Annotated in this window: 13 protein-coding genes; 8 read left to right on the top strand and 5 right to left on the bottom strand. The window is 57.1% G+C overall.

What is annotated here, in order from left to right:
• The first annotated feature begins 141 nt into the window (after positions 1 to 141).
• From hmsP to K6L24_RS00510, 3 genes are all read left to right on the top strand, one after another.
• Complete coding sequence (gene hmsP / locus K6L24_RS00500) at positions 142 to 2139, top strand: biofilm formation regulator HmsP (protein ID WP_062743944.1); 1998 nt, start codon at positions 142 to 144, stop codon at positions 2137 to 2139.
• A 189-nt stretch (positions 2140 to 2328) separates the two neighbouring features.
• On the top strand, positions 2329 to 3603 hold the full coding sequence (locus tag K6L24_RS00505) for a dicarboxylate/amino acid:cation symporter (protein ID WP_062743943.1): 1275 nt from the start codon (positions 2329 to 2331) through the stop codon (positions 3601 to 3603).
• A 382-nt stretch (positions 3604 to 3985) separates the two neighbouring features.
• Complete coding sequence (locus K6L24_RS00510) at positions 3986 to 5467, top strand: M16 family metallopeptidase (protein ID WP_062743942.1); 1482 nt, start codon at positions 3986 to 3988, stop codon at positions 5465 to 5467.
• Positions 5468 to 5526: 59 nt separating this feature from the next.
• On the opposite strand, the gene K6L24_RS00515 is transcribed toward K6L24_RS00510, so the two are convergent.
• Entirely contained in the window at positions 5527 to 6402 is an 876-nt protein-coding gene (locus tag K6L24_RS00515) for an alpha/beta hydrolase (RefSeq protein WP_062743941.1), read from the bottom strand.
• Between the two features lie 408 nt (positions 6403 to 6810).
• On the opposite strand from K6L24_RS00515, the gene K6L24_RS00520 reads away from it, so the two are divergent.
• Complete coding sequence (locus K6L24_RS00520) at positions 6811 to 8091, top strand: alginate lyase family protein (RefSeq protein WP_222681843.1); 1281 nt, start codon at positions 6811 to 6813, stop codon at positions 8089 to 8091.
• Here K6L24_RS00520 and kdgK read toward each other — a convergent pair.
• Positions 8063 to 8995 carry a 2-dehydro-3-deoxygluconokinase gene (gene kdgK, locus K6L24_RS00525; protein WP_118665910.1) on the bottom strand — a complete coding sequence of 311 codons (933 nt, stop codon included), beginning with the start codon at positions 8993 to 8995 and terminating at the stop codon, positions 8063 to 8065. The two genes, K6L24_RS00520 and kdgK, sit on opposite strands and share 29 nt — an antisense overlap.
• A 286-nt stretch (positions 8996 to 9281) precedes the next feature.
• Here kdgK and pdeH point away from each other — a divergent pair, with 286 nt between their 5' ends.
• The gene (gene pdeH / locus K6L24_RS00530; protein WP_191928042.1) at positions 9282 to 10055 is read left to right on the top strand and encodes a cyclic-guanylate-specific phosphodiesterase; all 774 of its coding nucleotides are present in this window, start codon (positions 9282 to 9284) and stop codon (positions 10053 to 10055) included.
• A 62-nt stretch (positions 10056 to 10117) separates the two neighbouring features.
• Positions 10118 to 12175, top strand: a complete 2058-nt coding sequence (locus K6L24_RS00535; protein ID WP_222681844.1) for an AsmA family protein — start codon at positions 10118 to 10120, stop codon at positions 12173 to 12175.
• A 61-nt stretch (positions 12176 to 12236) separates the two neighbouring features.
• Here the strand turns inward: K6L24_RS00535 and K6L24_RS00540 are convergent, their stop codons facing one another.
• The gene (locus tag K6L24_RS00540) at positions 12237 to 13565 is read right to left on the bottom strand and encodes an MFS transporter (protein WP_062743937.1); all 1329 of its coding nucleotides are present in this window, start codon (positions 13563 to 13565) and stop codon (positions 12237 to 12239) included.
• Between the two features lie 790 nt (positions 13566 to 14355).
• Between K6L24_RS00540 and mgtA the strand changes: the two genes are divergently transcribed.
• Positions 14356 to 17031, top strand: a complete 2676-nt coding sequence (gene mgtA, locus K6L24_RS00545; protein WP_062744130.1) for a magnesium-translocating P-type ATPase — start codon at positions 14356 to 14358, stop codon at positions 17029 to 17031.
• A 193-nt stretch (positions 17032 to 17224) separates the two neighbouring features.
• On the opposite strand, the gene K6L24_RS00550 is transcribed toward mgtA, so the two are convergent.
• Both K6L24_RS00550 and K6L24_RS00555 read right to left on the bottom strand, forming a co-directional pair.
• Positions 17225 to 17467: a DUF1158 family protein gene (locus K6L24_RS00550; RefSeq protein ID WP_062743936.1), complete on the bottom strand. Its 243-nt coding sequence runs from the start codon at positions 17465 to 17467 to the stop codon at positions 17225 to 17227.
• 60 nt (positions 17468 to 17527) lie between these two features.
• Complete coding sequence (locus tag K6L24_RS00555) at positions 17528 to 18415, bottom strand: LysR family transcriptional regulator (protein WP_187510268.1); 888 nt, start codon at positions 18413 to 18415, stop codon at positions 17528 to 17530.
• 103 nt (positions 18416 to 18518) lie between these two features.
• On the opposite strand from K6L24_RS00555, the gene K6L24_RS00560 reads away from it, so the two are divergent.
• On the top strand, positions 18519 to 19115 hold the full coding sequence (locus tag K6L24_RS00560) for a short chain dehydrogenase (protein WP_222681845.1): 597 nt from the start codon (positions 18519 to 18521) through the stop codon (positions 19113 to 19115).
• Positions 19116 to 19301: the final 186 nt, after the last annotated feature.

Consider the following 19301-nt stretch of genomic DNA (forward strand, 5'->3'; position numbering starts at 1 on the left):
GTATAAATACCAGGAAAACGCCTAAACGAACGATTGCGGTGCGTGATAGCTTAAAAAGCGGAGCCCATAGGATATACTCAGGGCTGTTTTTTTTTGCCCTATATGCGTTGAACAGTAAATTCTGCGCTTCGGAGAGCAGGCTTGCGCGTCAGTCGTTCGTTAACGATTAAGCAGATGGCGACGATTTCCAGCGTCGCGGTCGTCACCATTTGCATTTTTATCGTCATACAGCTTTTTCATTTTGTGCAACAGCGCAGGATTGACTACGCCCAGCAGATGGAGAATGTGGCGCATACCGTGCGTCAGCCGCTTTCCCAGGCCGTCCTGAAAGCGGATATTCCTCAGGCTGAATTTATACTGAATTCGCTGCGTCCGGCAGGGATTCTTGCCCGCGCCGAAGTGGTGCTTCCTAACGGCTTACAGGCGCTGCATACGGATTTTGAACCTGAGAAACCCATACCGCGTTTTATCATGGATCTGTTTGAGCTGCCGGTGCAGATCACCGTTCCGCTCTATTCGGTGCAGCCGGCCAACCCTAAGCCGCTGGCTTTTCTGGTATTGCAGGCTGACTCCTGGCGCGTCTATCAGTTTATCCTCAGCGCGGTCTCAACCATGGTTACCGCCTACCTGCTGCTGGCACTGATCCTGTCGGTCTCTATCAGCTGGTGTATTAACCGGCTGATGGTGCGCCCGCTGCGAAACATTGCCCGTGAACTGCAGGATCTCACGCCACAGCAGGCGCTGACTCATCAACTGACGCTGCCACGCTATCACCGCAATGATGAAATTGGCTTGCTGATCCGTAACTACAACCGCAATCAGCAGATGCTGGCCTCGGCACACGATGAGATGAGCCACCTGAGCACCCGCTTCCAGGTCACCGATCTGCCGAATAAAACCCTGTTTCTGGCGCTGCTTGAGCAGCATCTGCTGGCGGTGAATACCGTCGGCGCGTTCACCGTGATGGTGGTGCGCATTGAAACGTTACAGGACACCAACGGCCTGGTGACTGACGACCAGCGTGATGCGCTGCTGCTCACGCTGGTGGACAAAATGCGTGACTGCATTGATGAACGCACGGTGCTGGCCCAGCTGTCGATCAGCGACTTCGCCCTGCTGGTGAAACGCGCGAATAACCCGTTTCGCGGGCTGCGGCTGGCGCGAAACCTGATGCTGCGTCTGAACCAGCCGGTGACGTTACAGCATATGCAACTGCGGCCCAACGTCAGCATTGGCATGGTGCAGCATGAAGGGGGTAACCTGAACGCAGCCGAACTGCTGGGGCGGGCGACATCAGCGATGATGTCAGCCCGCCATGAAGGTAAAAACCAGGTTCGCTTCTTCGATCCGGCGCTGACCGAACGGGCGCAGAAACGGCTCACGCAGGAGCATGATATTTTACAGGGCCTCATCGATCAGCAGTTTGCCCTGTGGCTGCAGCCGCAGATTGATATGAACACCGGCGCGCTGGTGGGAGCCGAAGCACTGCTGCGTCAGCGTCAGCCGGATGGCAGCTGGAGCCTGCCGGAAGACCTGATTGCCAGCGCGGAAGAGATTGGCGTGATCACCGCCCTCGGGCGCTGGGTGTTTGAAGAGTCCTGTCGCATTCTGGCGGCCTGGCAGCAGCAGGGCATTATGCTGACGCTGAGTGTCAACCTGTCGGCCATTCAGCTGCGCGAGCCTTCCATGGTCACGCACCTGCAGGAGCTGATTGAACGTCACCGCATCTGTCCCGGCAGCCTGATGCTGGAGATCACTGAAACCGCCGAGGTGGGTAAACCTGAGCAGGCACTGCAGTTGTTGCAGGCCCTGCAAAAAACCGGGGTTGCCGTGGCGCTGGATGACTTCGGTATGGGGTATGCCAATCTGAACTGGCTGAATCAGTTTAAATCCCTGCCTGTTGCCAAGCTGAAGATGGATCGCAGCTTTGTTGCGGTACTGCCGCAGGATGACACCATGGTGCGGATTGTCTCCTCGATTGCCGAGATTATGCAGCTGGACGTGATTGCCGAAGGGGTGGAAACCGACGAGCAGCGTGACTGGCTGCTGGCGCGTGGCATCCATATTGGTCAGGGATACCTTTACTCTGAAGCGCTGCCGCTGCCGGAGTTTGCGCGTCAATATCTCTCTCATCCCTGAATATCAGACCCGTCTCTCTGGTTTTTTTAGTTATACAAGTTTCGGCTGACGTGATTCAGCTCTTAAAAATGGCGCTATGGGGCTCCAGGGCCCGGTCAGTCGATACCAATCCTGTTAACCGGATGTTACTTTCGCGCTGTCGTTTGATGATAACAACAGCAATTAACGCGGTTAACGGATACCTTCTTTATGAAAACTTCTCTGTTCAAAAGTCTTTATTTCCAGGTACTGACAGCCATCGCCGTCGGTGTGTTGCTGGGCCATTTCTACCCTGAACTGGGTGCCCAGATGAAGCCGCTGGGCGACGGGTTCGTCAAGCTGATCAAGATGATTATTGCCCCGGTGATCTTCTGCACCGTGGTGACCGGTATCGCCGGTATGGAAAGTATGAAAGCGGTAGGGCGCACCGGTGCGGTGGCGCTGCTCTATTTTGAAATCGTCAGTACTATTGCTCTGATTATCGGTCTGGTGGTGGTGAACGTGTTACAGCCCGGCGCCGGAATGAACGTTGACCCGGCGACGCTGGATGCCAAAGCGGTGGCGATGTATGCCCAGCAGGCGGAACAGCAGGGCATTGTGGCCTTCCTGCTGGATGTGATCCCGGGCAGTGTGGTCGGTGCCTTTGCCAGCGGTAATATTCTCCAGGTTCTGCTGTTTGCCATTCTGTTCGGGTTTGCCCTGCACCGCATGGGCGATAAAGGCACCCTGGTGTTCAACTTTATCGACAGCTTCTCTAAGGTGATTTTCGGCATCATCAACATGATCATGCGCCTGGCACCGATTGGGGCGTTTGGGGCCATGGCCTTCACCATCGGTAAATATGGCGTCGGTTCACTGGTGCAGCTCGGCCAGCTGATTATCTGTTTCTATATTACCTGCGTGCTGTTTGTGGTGCTCGTGCTGGGGCTGATTGCCCGGGTGGTCGGCTTTAATATTTTCAAATTTATCGCTTATATCAAAGAAGAGCTGCTGATCGTGCTTGGGACCTCCTCTTCTGAATCTGCGCTGCCGCGTATGCTCGACAAAATGGAGAAGCTGGGCTGTAAAAAGTCGGTGGTGGGGCTGGTGATCCCAACCGGTTACTCCTTCAACCTTGATGGCACTTCCATTTACCTGACCATGGCGGCGGTATTTATCGCTCAGGCGACCAACAGCCATATGGATATCTGGCATCAGATCACCCTGCTGGTGGTGCTGCTGCTCTCTTCCAAAGGGGCTGCGGGGGTGACCGGCAGCGGATTTATTGTGCTGGCCGCAACGCTGTCCGCCGTCGGGCATCTGCCGGTTGCCGGTCTGGCGCTGATCCTCGGGATTGACCGCTTTATGTCCGAGGCCCGCGCCCTGACCAACCTGATTGGTAATGGCGTCGCCACCGTGGTGGTGGCGAAATGGGTGGGGCAGCTGGATGAGACACAGTTAAAAGAGACGCTGGAAGCGGGTAAAAAACGTCAAAAAACCGCCTGAAACGTCGTCTTAAGTACTTAATTCACAAAAAATCACTGCAAATGCCCGTCGTGACTTGCCCCTCACCACGGGCATTTGCATAATAACCCTCATCTATCCGTCATACTTCAGGATTTTTGCGCAGGCGTCTTTCAGTCATCCGACGCACTGACCAGAGAACGTTCACCCTGCGGCCAGCGCGTGTCGCTTTGAGGCCGCCTGAACGAATGACGGCATACATTTTTATTTTTCATTCCGCTGTGTGACATCCTCACCGATGTGTGGTCTAAGAAGCTGTTCCTTTAAAAAACAGCGGCTTTCCGGAGTTATCTGTCAACCAGACAGAAGCTGGCCGTAGACCGCCAGTGAAAAATTTTTGGTTTGTGATTGAGTAGGGGTTCACATGCAGGGCACCAGAATTCGTCTATTAATTGGTGGCATATTACTGGCCGCGGCCAGTAGCACTGTACAGGCTGAAACACTCCAACCCGATCCTGCCTGGCAGCAGGGAAAACTGGAGAATGGTTTTAGCTGGCAGTTGCTCACCACCCCCCAGCGGCCAAGCGACCGCGTTGAGATCCGCCTGATGGTTAACACCGGTGCGCTGGTGGAAAGCGCCCAGCAGGAAGGGTATAGCCACCTGATACCTCGTCTGGCGCTGGTTCATAATGCCACGCTGGACCCGGCGCAGCAGCGTTCGCTGTGGCAACAAAGTATTGACCCGCAGCATCCGCAGCCGCCCGCTATCACCTCATATGATTACACCCTGTACAACCTGAGCCTGCCGAACAATCGTCCGGAGCTGCTGAAAGAAGCGCTGAACTGGCTGGCGGCTACCGCAGGAAAAATGACCATTAATGAGCAGGTCATCAACACCGCCATCAACGCCGACGATCCGATTGCCACCTGGCCGGGCAACCCTCAGGATGTGTGGTGGCGTTATCGCCTGAAAGGTTCCGCGATGCTGGCGCACGACCCGGGAGCCCCGGTCAAAGTGCCGGTGGATCTGGCCCAGCTCAATGCGTTCTATAAACAGTGGTATACCCCTGATGCGATGACGCTGTTTGTGGTCGGCAACGTGGACACCCGCAGCCTGTCTGAGCAGATCAACAAGATTTTCTCTCCGCTGGAGGGCAAGCGGGACCAGCCTTCTGCACTGCCCACGCTCTCGCCTCTGCCACAGCAGCCGGTGAATCTGGTGAATAATGCGATCAGTCAGGATCGCCTGGCCCTGGTGTGGGATACACCGTGGCAGCCCATCCGCGAATCACAGCACCTGCTGCGTTACTGGCAGAGCGATCTGGCGCGTGAAGCCCTGTTCTGGCACGTGCAAAAAGTGCTGAGCGATAAAAAAACCCAGGGCATGCAGGTCGGCTTCGACTGCCGCGTGCTGTATCAGCGTGCCCAGTGCGCGATCAATATGGATGCCGACAACGCAGCGCTGAACAACAATCTGGAAATGATCGCCAGAGAGATGGTCAACGTGCGGGATAAAGGGCTGTCGCAGCAGGAGTTTGATGCGCTGATGGCGCAGAAAACCAGCGAGCTGAACAAGCTGTTTGCCACCTATGCGCGAACCGATACTGACGTGCTGATGAGCCAGCGTTTGCGTTCGCAGCAGAATGCGGTGGTGGACATTGCGCCGGAACAGTATCAGAAGCTGCGGCAGGCATTTTTATCCGGGCTGACGCTGGATATGCTTAATCAGGAGCTGCACCAGCAGTTAACGCAGGATATGACCATGGTGCTGATGCAGCCACAGGGGGAACCGGAAACGAAAGTGAAGATGCTGCTGGAGAACTGGCAGAAAATCATGACGCCGGTAGCCCCTGCAACCGCGCCTGCTGATGCTGCACCCACCGACGGCAGCACATCAGCACAGTAGCGGCGGCTTTACCGGTCGGGCGGCCCCGCTTTTGCGGTCCGCCCGCCGTTAATGCGTATTTACCACTGGCGCGCGCGCAGCCATTCATTGACCAGCATCGGCCAGCTGGCTAAAGGCAGATCGGCGACGTTACGGATGCCGAAGCCGTGGCCGCCTTTCTCGTAGAAATGCAGCTCACAGGGCACCTCGTTTTCCCGCAGGGCGCTGAACATCACCATGCTGTTGTTCACCGGAACGGATGCATCATCCACCGCGTGGATCAGCAGCGTTTGCGGTGTTTTCCCGTTGACGCGGGTCTCCATTGACCAGGCATCAATCTCCTTCTGATCCGGATGCTCACCCAGCAGTTGCAAACGCGACCCGGCATGAGCCAGTCCGTCGCGCATGCTGATCACCGGGTAGATCAGCACCTGGGCATCAGGACGCGGAGAGAGGGCATCGGCCGCATCCTGTACCGGATAGAGCTTGTCACCGAAGCGATTGCCCAGGCTGGCGGCCACATGTCCCCCGGCAGAGAAGCCCATCATCACGATACGTTCACCGTTACGGCCCCGCTGGGCGCGTTCCCGCAGCACCCTCACGGCACGCTGGGCATCGGCCAGCGGCGCATCAGCCCCTTCATGATGGCCGTCTGCAGGCAGGCGATAGGTCATCACCGCCAGCGTATAGCCCATTGAGGTAAAGAACATCGCCAGCGCGCTGCCCTCTTTATCGATCATGATGCGCTGGTAACCGCCGCCGGGCGCGACCAGCAGTGTTATCCCGTTAGAGTGTTCCGGGTGCCAGACCGCCAGTTCCGGGCAGCGTACGCCGCTGGCGGCACGGTCAAAGGGCTCGAACGGTTTGGCCAAATCAATAATCTGCGGCTGCGCCCGCGAGTCGCTGGCCCCCGGCGCATCGCCGTGAGGCCAGAGGTTGAATATTTCAGCGTTCATGGGCGCTCCTGATTATTGTTATGGTGTTAAATAAAATTATAGAAGCCGCAGAAAAAATGAAGAGGGTTATTTGTCACGGCACATTGCAGGGAAACAGTGCCGTTTTCCGCTTCCGGCGTCTACTATTTCACACCGCTGGCAGGCAGTTTCGGAATATACTCAAATTTGCACCTTAACCTGCGGTAAACCGCGCCTTGACTGCCTTTCATCACCATTACATTAGAAATTTTAAAACACTTTCCTAAACGCAAACGAATGACTCGCTGGCTGTTTTTATTCAGAAATAATCAATTTATTGAAAGAGAAACCGGCTGGTAATAATTTGATGCAAGATTTTTGATTAATCCTTTCGGCGTATTATTGCGCCCGGGCTATGCTGTCCGATAATTATTGAAACGGGGAGCCGCGATGAAATTGAATTTACGCCCTGTCATCGTCTTATTGCTGGGAGCCGCATTCTGCCTGCCGGTGTCGGCACAGCAATATGCCTTTCTGAACGAGGATGCGCTGGCATTGAATAAAACCCGCCTGCAGCAGCATCAGGCCCCGGAGCTGACACAGCAGGCATGGCAGGCACTGCAGCGCGAGGCTGACCAGGCAATGAAGGCCCCGCTCATGAGTGTGACCGATAAAGGGCTCGTGCCACCCGGCGGCTCAAAGCATGATTATCTCAGCCTGAGCGCTTACTGGTGGCCGGACGCCGGTGCACCGGGCGGCCTGCCGTGGGTGCGGCGGGACGGTCAGATCAATCCGGCCAGCAAAAACAATGACAGCGACGGCGTGCGGCTGGCAGCCTTTACCGCCCGGGTGCAGGTGCTGACGCTGGCGTGGTATTTTTCCGGCGACGACCGTTACGCCAGCCGGGCGATAGCGCTGATCCGCCACTGGTTTATTGACCCCGCCACCCGCATGAATCCCAACCTGAACTATGCCCAGGGCGTGCCGGGCAGGGCGGACGGCCGGCGCTCCGGCGTGCTCGATGGACGCTATCTGGCGACACGCGTCGTCGATTCCCTGCTGATCCTGCGCAATGCACCGGGCTGGCGACAGGAGGATGAGCGGCAGATGCAGCGGTGGATGAGTGATTATCTGCACTGGCTGCAGACCAGCAGGCTGGGGAAAAGTGAAGCACGGGCGGAGAACAATCACGGCAGCTGGTACAACGTGCAGGTGGCGGGCATCGCGTGGTATCTGGGGCGTCCGGGGGTCATCAGTGACATGCTTCAGCAGGCCAGGAACCGCATGAACGACCAGTTTGCCGCCGACGGCAGCCAGCCGAAAGAACTGGCGCGCACCCGATCCTTCCACTACAGCTGGTTTAATTTGCAGGCACTGACGGCGCTGGCGACCGTCGCCCGACACAGCGGTGCCGGCGATTTATGGGCTTATCGCACACCGCAGCAGGCCAGCCTGCTCAGGGCGCTGGATTTTATGGCCCCGTACAGCGACAGCGGGAAAACCTGGCCCTATCCCAGCCTCGATCACCTCGGCGTGAGGCTGATCCCGCTGCTCTCGCAGGCCGATAACCAGCGCAATAGCGATCGCTATCAGACGACGATCCGTAAGATCAGCTGGGACCGGCCTGCCGGTGCAAAAGCCCGTGGGGCGACGGCCGACGCACTCCGTGACACCTGGCTGCTCGCCGTGCCGCGCTTTAGCGTCAGTCCGGCATCGCCGCCAGAGGAATAATCGCACCGCGATGCTGGATCACCGTACTGGCCGTCAGGTGCCCGCGTCGCGCGGCATCTGCTGGACTGCCGCCGGTGAGACGCACAGCCAGATAGCCCGCGCTGAAGGAGTCCCCGGCAGCGGTGGTATCCACCACGGCTGACGGCGGCAGACGAACGGCCGGGATCTCCAGCAGCGGGGCTTTGCCGCTGGCCACCAGGCAGGCGTCGGCCCCGCGTTTGATCACAATTTCACTGACACCCGCCTGCTGTGTGCGGGCGATCACCTCTGCCACTGGCGCGTCCCCCCACAGCAGGGTTTCATCATCCAGCGTCAGGAAGGCGATATCGGTGCAGGAGAGCATTGCCTGGTAGGCCGTCCGGGCTTCGTCACGACTCTGCCACAGGCGCGGACGATAATTATTATCGAAGATGATTTTCCCGCCGTTAGCACGACAGGCGGCGAGCAGCGCATACAATTTTTCCCGCGCCGGGACAGTGAGAATCGCCAGGCTGATGCCGCTCAGGTAGAGATAATCGTAGTGAGCCAGCTGACGGCAGATTGCTTCCGCGCGTTCCCCCTCCAGCCAGTAACGTGCGGCGGCGTCGTTGCGCCAGTAGTAAAAGGTACGTTCCCCCTGCGGATCGGTTTCGATCACATACAGTCCGGGCAGCTTATCCTCCCTTTGTTGGATCAGGTCGGTGTGCAGTCCTTCGCTCTGCCAGGCGGCCATCATCTCGCGGCTGAAGCTGTCAACGCCCAGCGCGGTGACATAATCAACGCGCAGTGCCTGCTGCGGGACCTGGCGTGCGACATACACGGCCGTGTTCAGGGTGTCCCCGCCAAACCCCCGGCTCATGTCGCGGCCCTGCTGGGAGAGTTCAATCATACATTCGCCGATCACGGCCAGTTTCTGTTGCGTCATGGTCATTCGCTCAATAAGAAATCTGCCCTTAGTCTCGCCCTGCAGAAGAAAACAGTCAACGATTTAAAACGACGTTTTAAATTTATTGTGATGTCAGTTTATTCCCCGCCAACTGCTGATAAAACGCCCTAAGTTATGCCTGTTTTAGCGATTGAAATACCACACGTTTGTTACCATGGGTGACATTTTCGTGGCTGCGGGATGGGTAAAGTTCTCAGGGACGCTGTCGATACTTGCAACACGGGATGCCATATGTAGGCGGTCTCACATAAAAAGGGTCACAATAATGGTGCTGAATAGCCTCAGTCACCGGTTACCGAACGCCATTGTCGAACAAGAGCAGCTTAAAGAACCTGCCTGGTGGCAGCAGTGCCAGCGTTCCTATAACTTCCAGCCCATTTACCGGGTTAACGGTAGCCTGATGGCAATTGAGTTGCTCACGGCGGTGTTCCACCCGGCCGCCCCGAGTCAGAGAGTATCGCCGGAGCTTTATTTTGCGACGCTTGAGATCCCTCAACGTCTGCATATTGTGGCCGAGCAGCTAACGCTGTTGGCCAGATGGGAAAGAAAATTTGTCAGCACGAATATGGTGGCTTCGGTCAATATCGACGGGCCAACGCTGCTGGCTATCCAGCACGACAGTACCGTTCGTCAGCTGATTGCGCGCTGCCCCTGGGTGCGTTTTGAACTGGTTGAGCACCATGTCTTGCCGCAGGAAGTGATCATCGCCCAGATGCCTGAACTGGGCCCCCTGTGGCTGGACGATTTTGGCTCCGGTATGGCGAACTTCTCCGCGCTGACCGAACTGAAATATGACTACATCAAACTCGCTCGTGAGCTGTTTATCCTGCTGCGAGAAAGTGAAGAAGGTCGCAACCTGTTTGGTATGTTACTGGCGCTGATCAATCGCTACTGCAAAGGCGTGATTGTTGAAGGGGTGGAAACCGCAGAGGAGTGGGAGCAGGTTCGTAACTCCCCGGCCTGTGCCGCTCAGGGCTACTTTTTTGCCCGACCCATGCCGTTTGATCAGCTGGAGACCCTGCCGTTGACCCTCGTCTGATGCCATGTGCTGTCGTCTCGACTATCTTTAGCAGAGACGGATAGCTATCAAGGAGACGACGAATGTCGCGTACGGGGAAAATCATAAGCTGGATTGTGGGGATAATAGTGGTGCTGGTGGTGGGGGTGATCCTGGTCATTGCCACCTTTGACTGGAATCGTCTGAAGCCCACCATTAATCAGAAAGTCTCCACTGAAATTAATCGCCCCTTTGCCATTCGTGGCGATCTGGGCGTGTCCTGGGAACGTCACCGTGACGAGCCTGGCTGGCGCAGTTGGGTGCCCTGGCCGCATGTTCATGCCCAGGATATTATGCTGGGCAACCCCCCTGAAATCCCCGATGTCACGATGCTGCATCTGGCGCGTATCGACGCTACGCTCTCACCGCTGGCCCTGCTGGGTAAGCAGGTTTACCTGCCGTGGATTAAATTGCAACAGCCGGTAGCGAAGCTGGTACAGACCGCTGACCACAAGAATAACTGGACATTTACCCTCGCTGACAGCGGGAACCCGGGGGAGGATAAGCCATCCGCCTGGTCTTTCCGCCTGGATAACGTTGTTTTTGACCAGGGGCACATCAGCTACCGCGATGCAGTGAATAAGGCCGATATACAGGTGGCCGTTGATCCGCTGGGGAAACCGGTGCCCTATGACCAGCTGGCCGGGGGGGAGGACGGGCAAAAAGGAGCGTCTGACTTTGTCTTCGGCTGGCGCGCCAGCGGCACCTATAACAACGAAAAGCTCAGCGGAGAGGGCAAAACGGGCGGCATGTTGTCGCTGCGCAGTGAGAACACCCCCTTCCCCGTGCAGGCCGATGTGCGTAACGGCACGACCCGTGTACGGTTAGCGGGCACAGTGCAGGATCCGATGAATCTCGGCGGAGTGGATATCCGCCTGCGTTTCGCCGGGGATACGCTGGCCAATCTGTATGGCCTGACCGGCGTCCTGCTGCCGGACACCCCCCCTTATGAAACCGACGGCCATCTGACCGCGCACTTCCGGCAGAAGGGCGGAGCGGTATTCCGCTATAAAAACTTTAATGGGCATATCGGCGACAGTGATATCCACGGCACCCTGACCTACAGCCAGGGCAAACCCCGGCCAACGCTGGAAGGAGCGCTGGAGTCCCGCCAGCTGCGTATGGCCGATCTCGGGCCGCTGATCGGTGTTGATTCAGGCAAAGGCAGTGAAAAGACCGCAAAAGCGAAGACCGGACGCGGTGAGTCGTCCTCCCAGCCTGCTGACCGTGTGCTTCCGCATGACACCTTTGACACGAAAAGTTGGGATGTGATGGACGCGGATGTCACCTTTAAAGGCCGCCGCATTGAACACAGCAGTTCCCTGCCGATCAGCGATCTCTCCACCCATCTGATACTGAAAAACGGTACGCTGCGTCTGGATCCGCTGAGCTTTGGCATGGCCGGAGGCAGCCTGAATGCCAGTGTTCGACTTGAAGGCAAAAAAGCGCCCATGCAGGGACGTATTGACCTTCATGCCCGTAAGCTCAAGCTGCGCCAGCTGTTCCCGGGCGTTGAGGCGATGCAGAGCGCGCTGGGCCAGCTGAACGGTGATGCCACCCTGAGCGGGCGCGGGAATTCGGTGGCTGACCTGCTGGCGACCAGCAATGGCGATCTGAAACTGCTGATGAATAATGGCCTGATCAGCCGCAATCTGATGGAAATCGTCGGGCTGAATGTGGGCAATTATGTGGTGGGTAAACTGTTTGGTGATGATGAGGTGAGAATAAACTGCGCGGCGGCGAACCTGGACGTGAAAAACGGTCTGGCCACGTCGCGGTTGTTTGTGTTTGACACGGAAAACGCGATTATCAACATCACCGGCACGGCCAATTTTGCTAACGAGCGTCTGGATCTGTCGATTAACCCTGACAGTAAGGGCATCAGGATTGTCACCCTGCGTTCACCGCTGTACGTGCGCGGCACCTTTAAAAATCCGGATGCCGGCGTGAAACCGGGTCCGCTGATCGCACGCGGTGCGGCAGCGGTCGCGCTGGGTGCGGTCGTCGGACCCGCTGCGGCGCTGCTGGCATTGGTCTCGCCGAGTGATAACGACGATAATCAGTGCACGCGCGTGTTGCAGCAGATGAAAAACGGGAAATAGCGCGGGGGACGATCCGTTACGCCTGCAGGGCCGACCTTCTTTTGGGTCGGCCCGCAGCGGCTCAGTTAAACAGCGATTCGTCGCGTGTCTCTTTGCAGAGGATCAGCGCAATCAGCGTCAGACAGGCCATCGAAGCCAGATAAACGCCTACGTAGAACAGGCCGTAGTTATGGGCCAGCCAGGTAGCGATGTAGGGCGCAACGGAGGCCCCCAGAATCGACGACAGATTGTAGGAGAACGACGCGCCGGTATAACGGACTTCGGTCGGGAACAGCTCTGGCAGTAACGCACCCATCGGGCCGAACGTCAGGCCCATCACGCTCAGGCCGCAAATCAGGAAAGCCATGATCAGCACCGGATCGCCGGACCCCAGCATCGACGGGAACACCATCGAAAAACCGATAATCAGCAGGGTGATGACGATCATTGTCTTACGACGACCAAAACGGTCTGCCAGCAGCCCGGCAATCGGTACCATGATCCCAAACCCAATCACCGCCACCATCAGCATCCACAGGAACGTATTGCGGGGAATGCCCAGCCCATTTGGGGCCGCCGTGGTGCCGTAGGTCATGGAATAGACGGTCATTATGTAGAACAGCGTATAGGTCGCCAGCATAATGAACGTACCGATAATGGTGGTACCCAGATGCTTCGTCAGCAGGGTGCCAATCGGCACTTTGACCTGTTTTTTCTCTTTCTGTACCTTAGCGAATACCGGCGACTCGTGCAGGGATACGCGGACATACAGCCCGATCAGTACCAGCACGGCAGACAGGATAAAGGGAACGCGCCAGCCCCAGCTCATAAACTGCTCGTCGGTCAGCAGCCAGGAGAGCAGCAGGAAGGTACCGTTGGCAAAGAAGAAGCCGATAGGCGCGCCCAGCTGCGGGAACGAACCGTACAGCGCCCGCTTTTTCGCCGGGGCGTTTTCCGTTGCCAGCAGGGCTGCACCGCCCCATTCGCCGCCGAGGCCCAGACCCTGGCCAAAGCGCGCCAGCGCCAGCAGCAGCGGCGCAAAGACGCCAATGGTGTCGTAGCCCGGCAGCAGACCGATAGCCACGGTCGAAATCCCCATGGTCAGCAGAGAAGCCACCAGCGTCACTTTACGCCCGGCGCGGTCACCAAAGTGGCCAAAGAGGGCCGAGCCAATCGGGCGCGCAATAAAGGCGATAGCGAAGGTGGCCAGTGACTGCAGGGTGGCGACCGTCGGATCGCCCTGCGGGAAGAAGATATGCGGAAAGACGATCACAGCTGCCGTCGCATAAATATAAAAATCGAAAAATTCGATAGCGGTTCCGACCAGCGAGGCGATCACCACTTTGCCGCGTGAGTTTACGGGCGTGGCGTCCGGATCGGTGTCGGTGGATGGCGCGATGGAAGCTTGCATAAATGTTTCTTATTTCTTATGTGATTGTAAACGGTGTAACAAGAATCTTACGCACAGCCAAAGCCGCATTCAATGGTGAAAAAGCGCCGGGGAGGCGCATTCAGCGACCGAAAAGAGGATAATTTTCGATACGCGATATTTGCGGGCAGATGGCAGGGTGAAATCGACGAACGGTGGCGTGAATCACTACAAAACCGCATAATTACAGTGTTCTGTCAGCGATAAATACTGTTTGTTGGCTAAATAATCGCCAGTATTCGCGATTTTCAACTGCTTATGGCTTATTTATGACAACTTATGCTTAAAAAGTATCGCCAGGTTGTTGATAAAAGGTTTAGGAAGGAAACTATCAGCGTGGTTTACAACGATTCCCTCCCGGCATAAAATTCCCGCACTTTCACTTCAGGAGCACACAATTGGACAGTCACCCTGTAACTCACACGTTATAAAGGCAGACCCACTCCGTTGTGAGCCTGCCGAAAACCGGCGGGCTATGTTTCACCTCCTTAATCCGAGCTGTTTCATCCCCCCTTTGTTTGCACTCTTCCTGCGCCGCTTGTCTCTGCGCCTGGCTGCCCGTGCATAAAATATTTTTGCCATAAGGAACACCCGATGAAAGAACCTCCGTCCCGAGAGAGGCTGCGGTGTGACCACAGGGGGATAAACCTGAACTGATCCCTGCCTGCTGTCGTCCTGTCCGCCTGCCTCCCACTGAATAACCGAAAAATATCCTCGTCTGCAGGCGTGCTGTGCCTGCGCGTAAAACACCTTTATTCAAGGAGCTGGCATGATGAAAATGCACCAGACCCACCTGAAAATGGCCCGTGAGCTGGCTATCGCCAGCGCGGCCACCCAGAGCCAGGATCACACCCTCGCTCATCTGAATACTCAACGTCAGGGACTGACCCGTGAAGAAGCGGCCGCACGCTTAGCGCAATACGGCCCGAATCAGGTCGCCAGTGATCGTGCGCCGGCCGCATTAATCCAGCTGTTCCAGGCTTTCAATAACCCGTTTATCTGGATCCTGATGGTGCTGGCCGTCATCAGCGTGTTTACCGACTATGTCATGCCGCTGCGGCGCGGTGAAGAGACCGACCTGACCGGGGCTACCATTATGCTGGTGATGATTAGCCTCAGCGGTCTGCTGCGTTTCTGGCAGGAGTACCGCACCAATAAGGCGACGGAAGCGCTGAAGTCGCTGGTCAGCACCACGGCAACGGTCCTGCGCCGCAGTCATACGGACAGTGAGGCGGTCAGCAGGGAGGTACCGCTGCAGGAGGTCGTGCCGGGGGATATCGTGCAGCTGTCGGCGGGGGATATGATCCCCGCCGATGTGCGGCTGCTCTCCTCACGCGATCTGTTCGTCAGCCAGGCTGCGCTGAGTGGAGAAGCCCTGCCCGTGGAGAAATATGACAGCCACAGCCCGCTGCATCGCAACCCTGCTGCCGTTGATGATCAGGACCTGCTAAGTCAGCCGGGTATCTGCCTGATGGGCACCAGCGTGGCCAGCGGCAGCGCCACGGCCGTGGTGGTCGCCACCGGCGGCCAGACCTGCTTCGGGTCACTGGCAAAATCATTAGTCGGTGAGCGCCCACAAACCTCCTTTGACCGTGGCGTCAACAGTGTCAGCTGGCTGCTCATCCGTTTTATGCTGGTGATGGTACCGGTAGTACTGCTGATTAATGGCTACACCAAAGGCGACTGGAGCGATGCACTGCTGTTTGCGCTGGCGGTAGCCGTCGGCCTGACGCCAGAAATGCTGCCAATGATTGTCAGTTCCAACCTGGCGAAAGGGGCGATTGCCCTGTCGAAACGCAAAGTGGTGGTTAAACGCCTGAATGCTATCCAGAATCTGGGTGCAATGGATGTCCTGTGCAGCGATAAAACCGGCACGTTAACGCAGGACAAAATCCTGCTTGCCGGGCACCTCAACCTGCAGGGCCACAGTGATGACCGCGTTCTGCAGCTTGCCTGGCTGAACAGCCGCCATCAGACCGGGGTCAGAAACCTGATGGATCGCGCCGTTTTAGGTTACTGCCAGGGGAATGCGGCGGTCAGCGGACTGTGGCGCTACCGCAAGCTTGATGAACTGCCCTTTGATTTTGAGCGCCGTCGCCTGTCAGTGCTGGTGGCCGATGAAGGCCAGCAAACCCTGATCTGTAAAGGGGCGGTCGAGGAGATGCTGGCGGTTTCTGCTTACCGGATGGAGGCGGGAGAAGTCCGTCCGCTGGATGAGGCGGGTCGCGCGGAATTACGCCAGCTGGCCGGGCGCTATAACCAGCAGGGCTTCCGCGTACTGATGGTGGCAACGCGCCAGGTGAGTGAGCACACGCTTACTTCTAAGATCAGTGCAGCCGACGAACGTGAACTGGTCATTACTGGCCTGCTGACGTTCCTCGACCCACCGAAAGAGAGTGCGGCTGCGGCCATTGCCGCGCTGCATGAACAGGGCGTGACGGTGAAGATCCTGACCGGCGATAACGCCATTGTCACCGCTAAGATTTGTCGTGACGTGGGGCTGGAGGCCGGCGAGCCGCTGTGTGGCAGTGAGATCGCGCGTATGGACGACGCTGAACTGGCACGGAGGGTGGAAGAGAGAACGCTGTTCTGTCGCCTCAGCCCGCAGCAGAAAACCCGCGTGCTGCAGATGCTGCAACACAATGGCCACACCGTCGGCTTCCTTGGCGACGGCATCAATGATGCGCCGGCGCTGCGTGCGGCGGATGTCGGTATTTCCGTCGACAGCGCGACCGACATCGCCAAAGAGTCAGCGGATATCATTCTGCTGGAAAAAAGCCTGCTGGTGCTGGAACAGGGCGTGATCAAAGGGCGCGAGACGTTTGGCAACATCATCAAGTACCTGAACATGACTGCCAGCTCCAACTTTGGCAACGTCTTTTCCGTACTGGTGGCCAGCGCCTTCATTCCGTTTCTGCCGATGATGGCGATCCATCTGCTGTTGCAGAACCTGATGTACGACCTGTCCCAGCTGGCGCTGCCGTGGGATAAAATGGACAAAGAATTTCTGCGCAAGCCGCGCAAGTGGGACGCCAAAAATATTGGCCGCTTTATGCTGTGGATGGGGCCGACCTCGTCGATTTTTGATATCACCACCTTCTGGCTGATGTGGCATGTCTTTGCGGCGAACAGCGTAGAAACGCAGGCGCTGTTCCAGTCTGGCTGGTTTGTTGAAGGGCTGCTGTCACAGACGCTGGTGGTGCACATGCTGCGCACGCAGAAAATTCCATTTATTCAGAGCCGCGCCGCCCTGCCGGTGATGCTGATGACCGGGCTGGTGATGGCGCTGGGGATCCTGATCCCGTTTTCACCGCTGGGCCATGCCGTCGGGCTGGTGCCGCTACCGTGGAACTACTTCCCGTGGCTGCTGGCGACACTGCTGGGCTACTGCCTGGTGACTCAGGGCATGAAACGCCTTTATATGCGCCGTTTTGGCCAGTGGTTCTGAGGGGAGCGTAACGATGAAAAATAATAATGCCGTGACCGCTATTATCCTGTTCTTTATTGGATTGCTGATTTTTTCCAGCAGCATTGCGATGATATTTAGCGGGTAACCTGGTGGGCTGACCGAAAAAAGGTCAGCCTGTGGGCACTGTTCCGTCTGGGACGGCCTTTTATCGGGCCGGCCCTTCCGGCCGTGACTATGGCCGGATAAACCGCACATAGATAAAACGAATGACATAGAACTCAATCACCCCCAGCAGTAAAAACCACAGGCAGAACACCAGCGTATAGAGCTGGCTGATATCATCAAGGTGAAACATCTCTACCAGCCTGCGCGCCAGCGTCAGGCCGAACGAGGGGGCTGGCAGCAGCAGCGCGGAAAGAAAGCCGAGCAGCAGCGTGCTCATCGGCATCAGGAAAGTTTCAAAAGGGTTTTTCATCACGATTCCGTGTTAGTCAGTTGCCATTATTTTCAGTGAATCTCCGCGCATCTTCAATCATTAAACCACCAGTGCGGGAGGAACCTGCTCACGCATCCAGCGAACGAAGCTGCTGCGTTTTTCCGACGGGCTGAGATCCTGACGCCACAGCAGATGAATCGGGCGGCTCTCCGGCTGCCATGGCTGCAGCAGCGGCACCAGGCGACCTGCGGCGATATCCTGCGCCAGCAGAATACGCGGCTGCAGTATCAACCCGGCCCCGGCCAGCGCCGCCTGGCGCAGAGCCTGACCATCATTACAGGTAAAACTGTTGTCAAACGGCCAGGTGACGTTGCCCCACTGCCAGGCATTATTTTTGTTCCACGCCCGGTTGGCCAGACAACGGTGCTGTTGCAGATCCTCCGGTGTTTGCGGTGAACCGAACTGCGCCAGATAGTCCGGTGCGGCACACACCACCATCTGATACTCCCCAAGAAACTGGGCGACCAGCGGTTCACTGTGCTTCAGCCCGCCAATGCGGATGGCAAAATCAAACCCTTCCGCAATCAGATCCACAAAGCTGTCGTTCAGATCCAGCTCGATTTTCACCTGCGGATAGCGCAGCTGATAGCGTGTCACCACCGCAGCAATGGCGCTGGCGCCGAGATTCAGCGGAGCGCTGATGCGCAGCAGACCCGACGGGGTCCGTTTCATATTTTCTACGCTTTCATCCGCTTCACGCAGCTGGGCCAGCGCCAGCTTGCACTGGCGATAGTAACTTTCTCCGGCCTCCGTCAGGTGCTGGCGGCGGGTGTTGCGCTGCAACAGACGGGTATTCAGCACCGTTTCCAGCTGGCGGACATGTTTGCCGACCATCACCGCGGTGATGTCCAGCCGCCGCGCGGCTTCGCTAAAGTTGCCGCTCTCCACGGCGCAGATAAAGGCTTCGATGCTGCGTAATTTATCCATGATTACAAATCCTGGGTTCGGAGTTCCCGAAAGTATCGCGCATTTATTCGTCCACCGCACTGCGTCACACTCATCGGACTGAATAACCGACAGGAGAGAACAGATGAAAATTTTAGTGATTGGCGCAACGGGCACCGTGGGGCAGGGCATCGTGCAGGAGCTGGCACAGGATCACCAGGTGATCCGCGTCGGAAAAAACCACGGTGATTATCAGGTCGATCTGAGCCGTGAGGAGAGTGTCAAAGCGTTGTTTGCTCAGACAGGAAAGGTCGATGCGGTAATTGCGGCCACCGGCGGCGTACACTTTGGCCCGCTGGCAGAGATGACCAGCGAGCAGTTCAACCACGGCCTGCAGGATAAGCTGATGGGGCAGGTGCGGTTAGTGCTGATGGGTAAAGCCTTCGTCAATCCGGGCGGCTCATTTACTCTGACCAGCGGTATTCTTGCCCAACAGCCGATCCGTACCGGGGTCAACGCCACGGCGGTGAACGCAGCGCTGGAGGGTTTTGTGCTGGCCGCCGCCGCCGAGCTGAGCGGGTTGCGCATCAACGCCGTCAGCCCGACGGTATTAACTGAATCGCTGGAGAGCTACGGCCCGTTCTTCCCGGGCTTTGAAAGTGCCCCGGCAGGCCGCGTGGCGCTGGCTTATCGCCGCAGCGTTGAGGGGATTGATACGGGACAAGTCTACAGGGTGTGGTAATTGCCGTCTGGAACAAAAGGGGCGATATTTCTCCGGAAGCCGGTGAAATATCCCCTACCCTCGCCAGGGATGTATATCCCTACTCTTTTTGTAAGACGGTAATTCTTTTAGAGTTTCCGCTCTGAATTTGACCTCTAAATTAGCCACTGTTAAAAAGTATAGCCGAGGCTATACTCAAATCCCTGA

It is taken from the genome of Erwinia persicina (genome assembly GCF_019844095.1).
GTDB classification, from domain to species: domain Bacteria; phylum Pseudomonadota; class Gammaproteobacteria; order Enterobacterales; family Enterobacteriaceae; genus Erwinia; species Erwinia persicina.

What these genes read in the sequence shown, in the direction of transcription:
- mgtA (WP_062744130.1), top strand. Translation starts at nt 14,356, where the DNA reads ATGAAAATGCACCAGACCCACCTGAAAATGGCCCGTGAGCTGGCTATC.
- pdeH (WP_191928042.1), top strand. Translation starts at nt 9,282, where the DNA reads ATGGTGCTGAATAGCCTCAGTCACCGGTTACCGAACGCCATTGTCGAA.
- K6L24_RS00555 (WP_187510268.1), bottom strand. Translation starts at nt 18,415, where the DNA reads ATGGATAAATTACGCAGCATCGAAGCCTTTATCTGCGCCGTGGAGAGC.
- K6L24_RS00535 (WP_222681844.1), top strand. Translation starts at nt 10,118, where the DNA reads ATGTCGCGTACGGGGAAAATCATAAGCTGGATTGTGGGGATAATAGTG.
- K6L24_RS00510 (WP_062743942.1), top strand. Translation starts at nt 3,986, where the DNA reads ATGCAGGGCACCAGAATTCGTCTATTAATTGGTGGCATATTACTGGCC.
- K6L24_RS00505 (WP_062743943.1), top strand. Translation starts at nt 2,329, where the DNA reads ATGAAAACTTCTCTGTTCAAAAGTCTTTATTTCCAGGTACTGACAGCC.
- K6L24_RS00550 (WP_062743936.1), bottom strand. Translation starts at nt 17,467, where the DNA reads ATGAAAAACCCTTTTGAAACTTTCCTGATGCCGATGAGCACGCTGCTG.
- K6L24_RS00515 (WP_062743941.1), bottom strand. Translation starts at nt 6,402, where the DNA reads ATGAACGCTGAAATATTCAACCTCTGGCCTCACGGCGATGCGCCGGGG.
- kdgK (WP_118665910.1), bottom strand. Translation starts at nt 8,995, where the DNA reads ATGACGCAACAGAAACTGGCCGTGATCGGCGAATGTATGATTGAACTC.
- K6L24_RS00520 (WP_222681843.1), top strand. Translation starts at nt 6,811, where the DNA reads ATGAAATTGAATTTACGCCCTGTCATCGTCTTATTGCTGGGAGCCGCA.
- K6L24_RS00560 (WP_222681845.1), top strand. Translation starts at nt 18,519, where the DNA reads ATGAAAATTTTAGTGATTGGCGCAACGGGCACCGTGGGGCAGGGCATC.
- K6L24_RS00540 (WP_062743937.1), bottom strand. Translation starts at nt 13,565, where the DNA reads ATGCAAGCTTCCATCGCGCCATCCACCGACACCGATCCGGACGCCACG.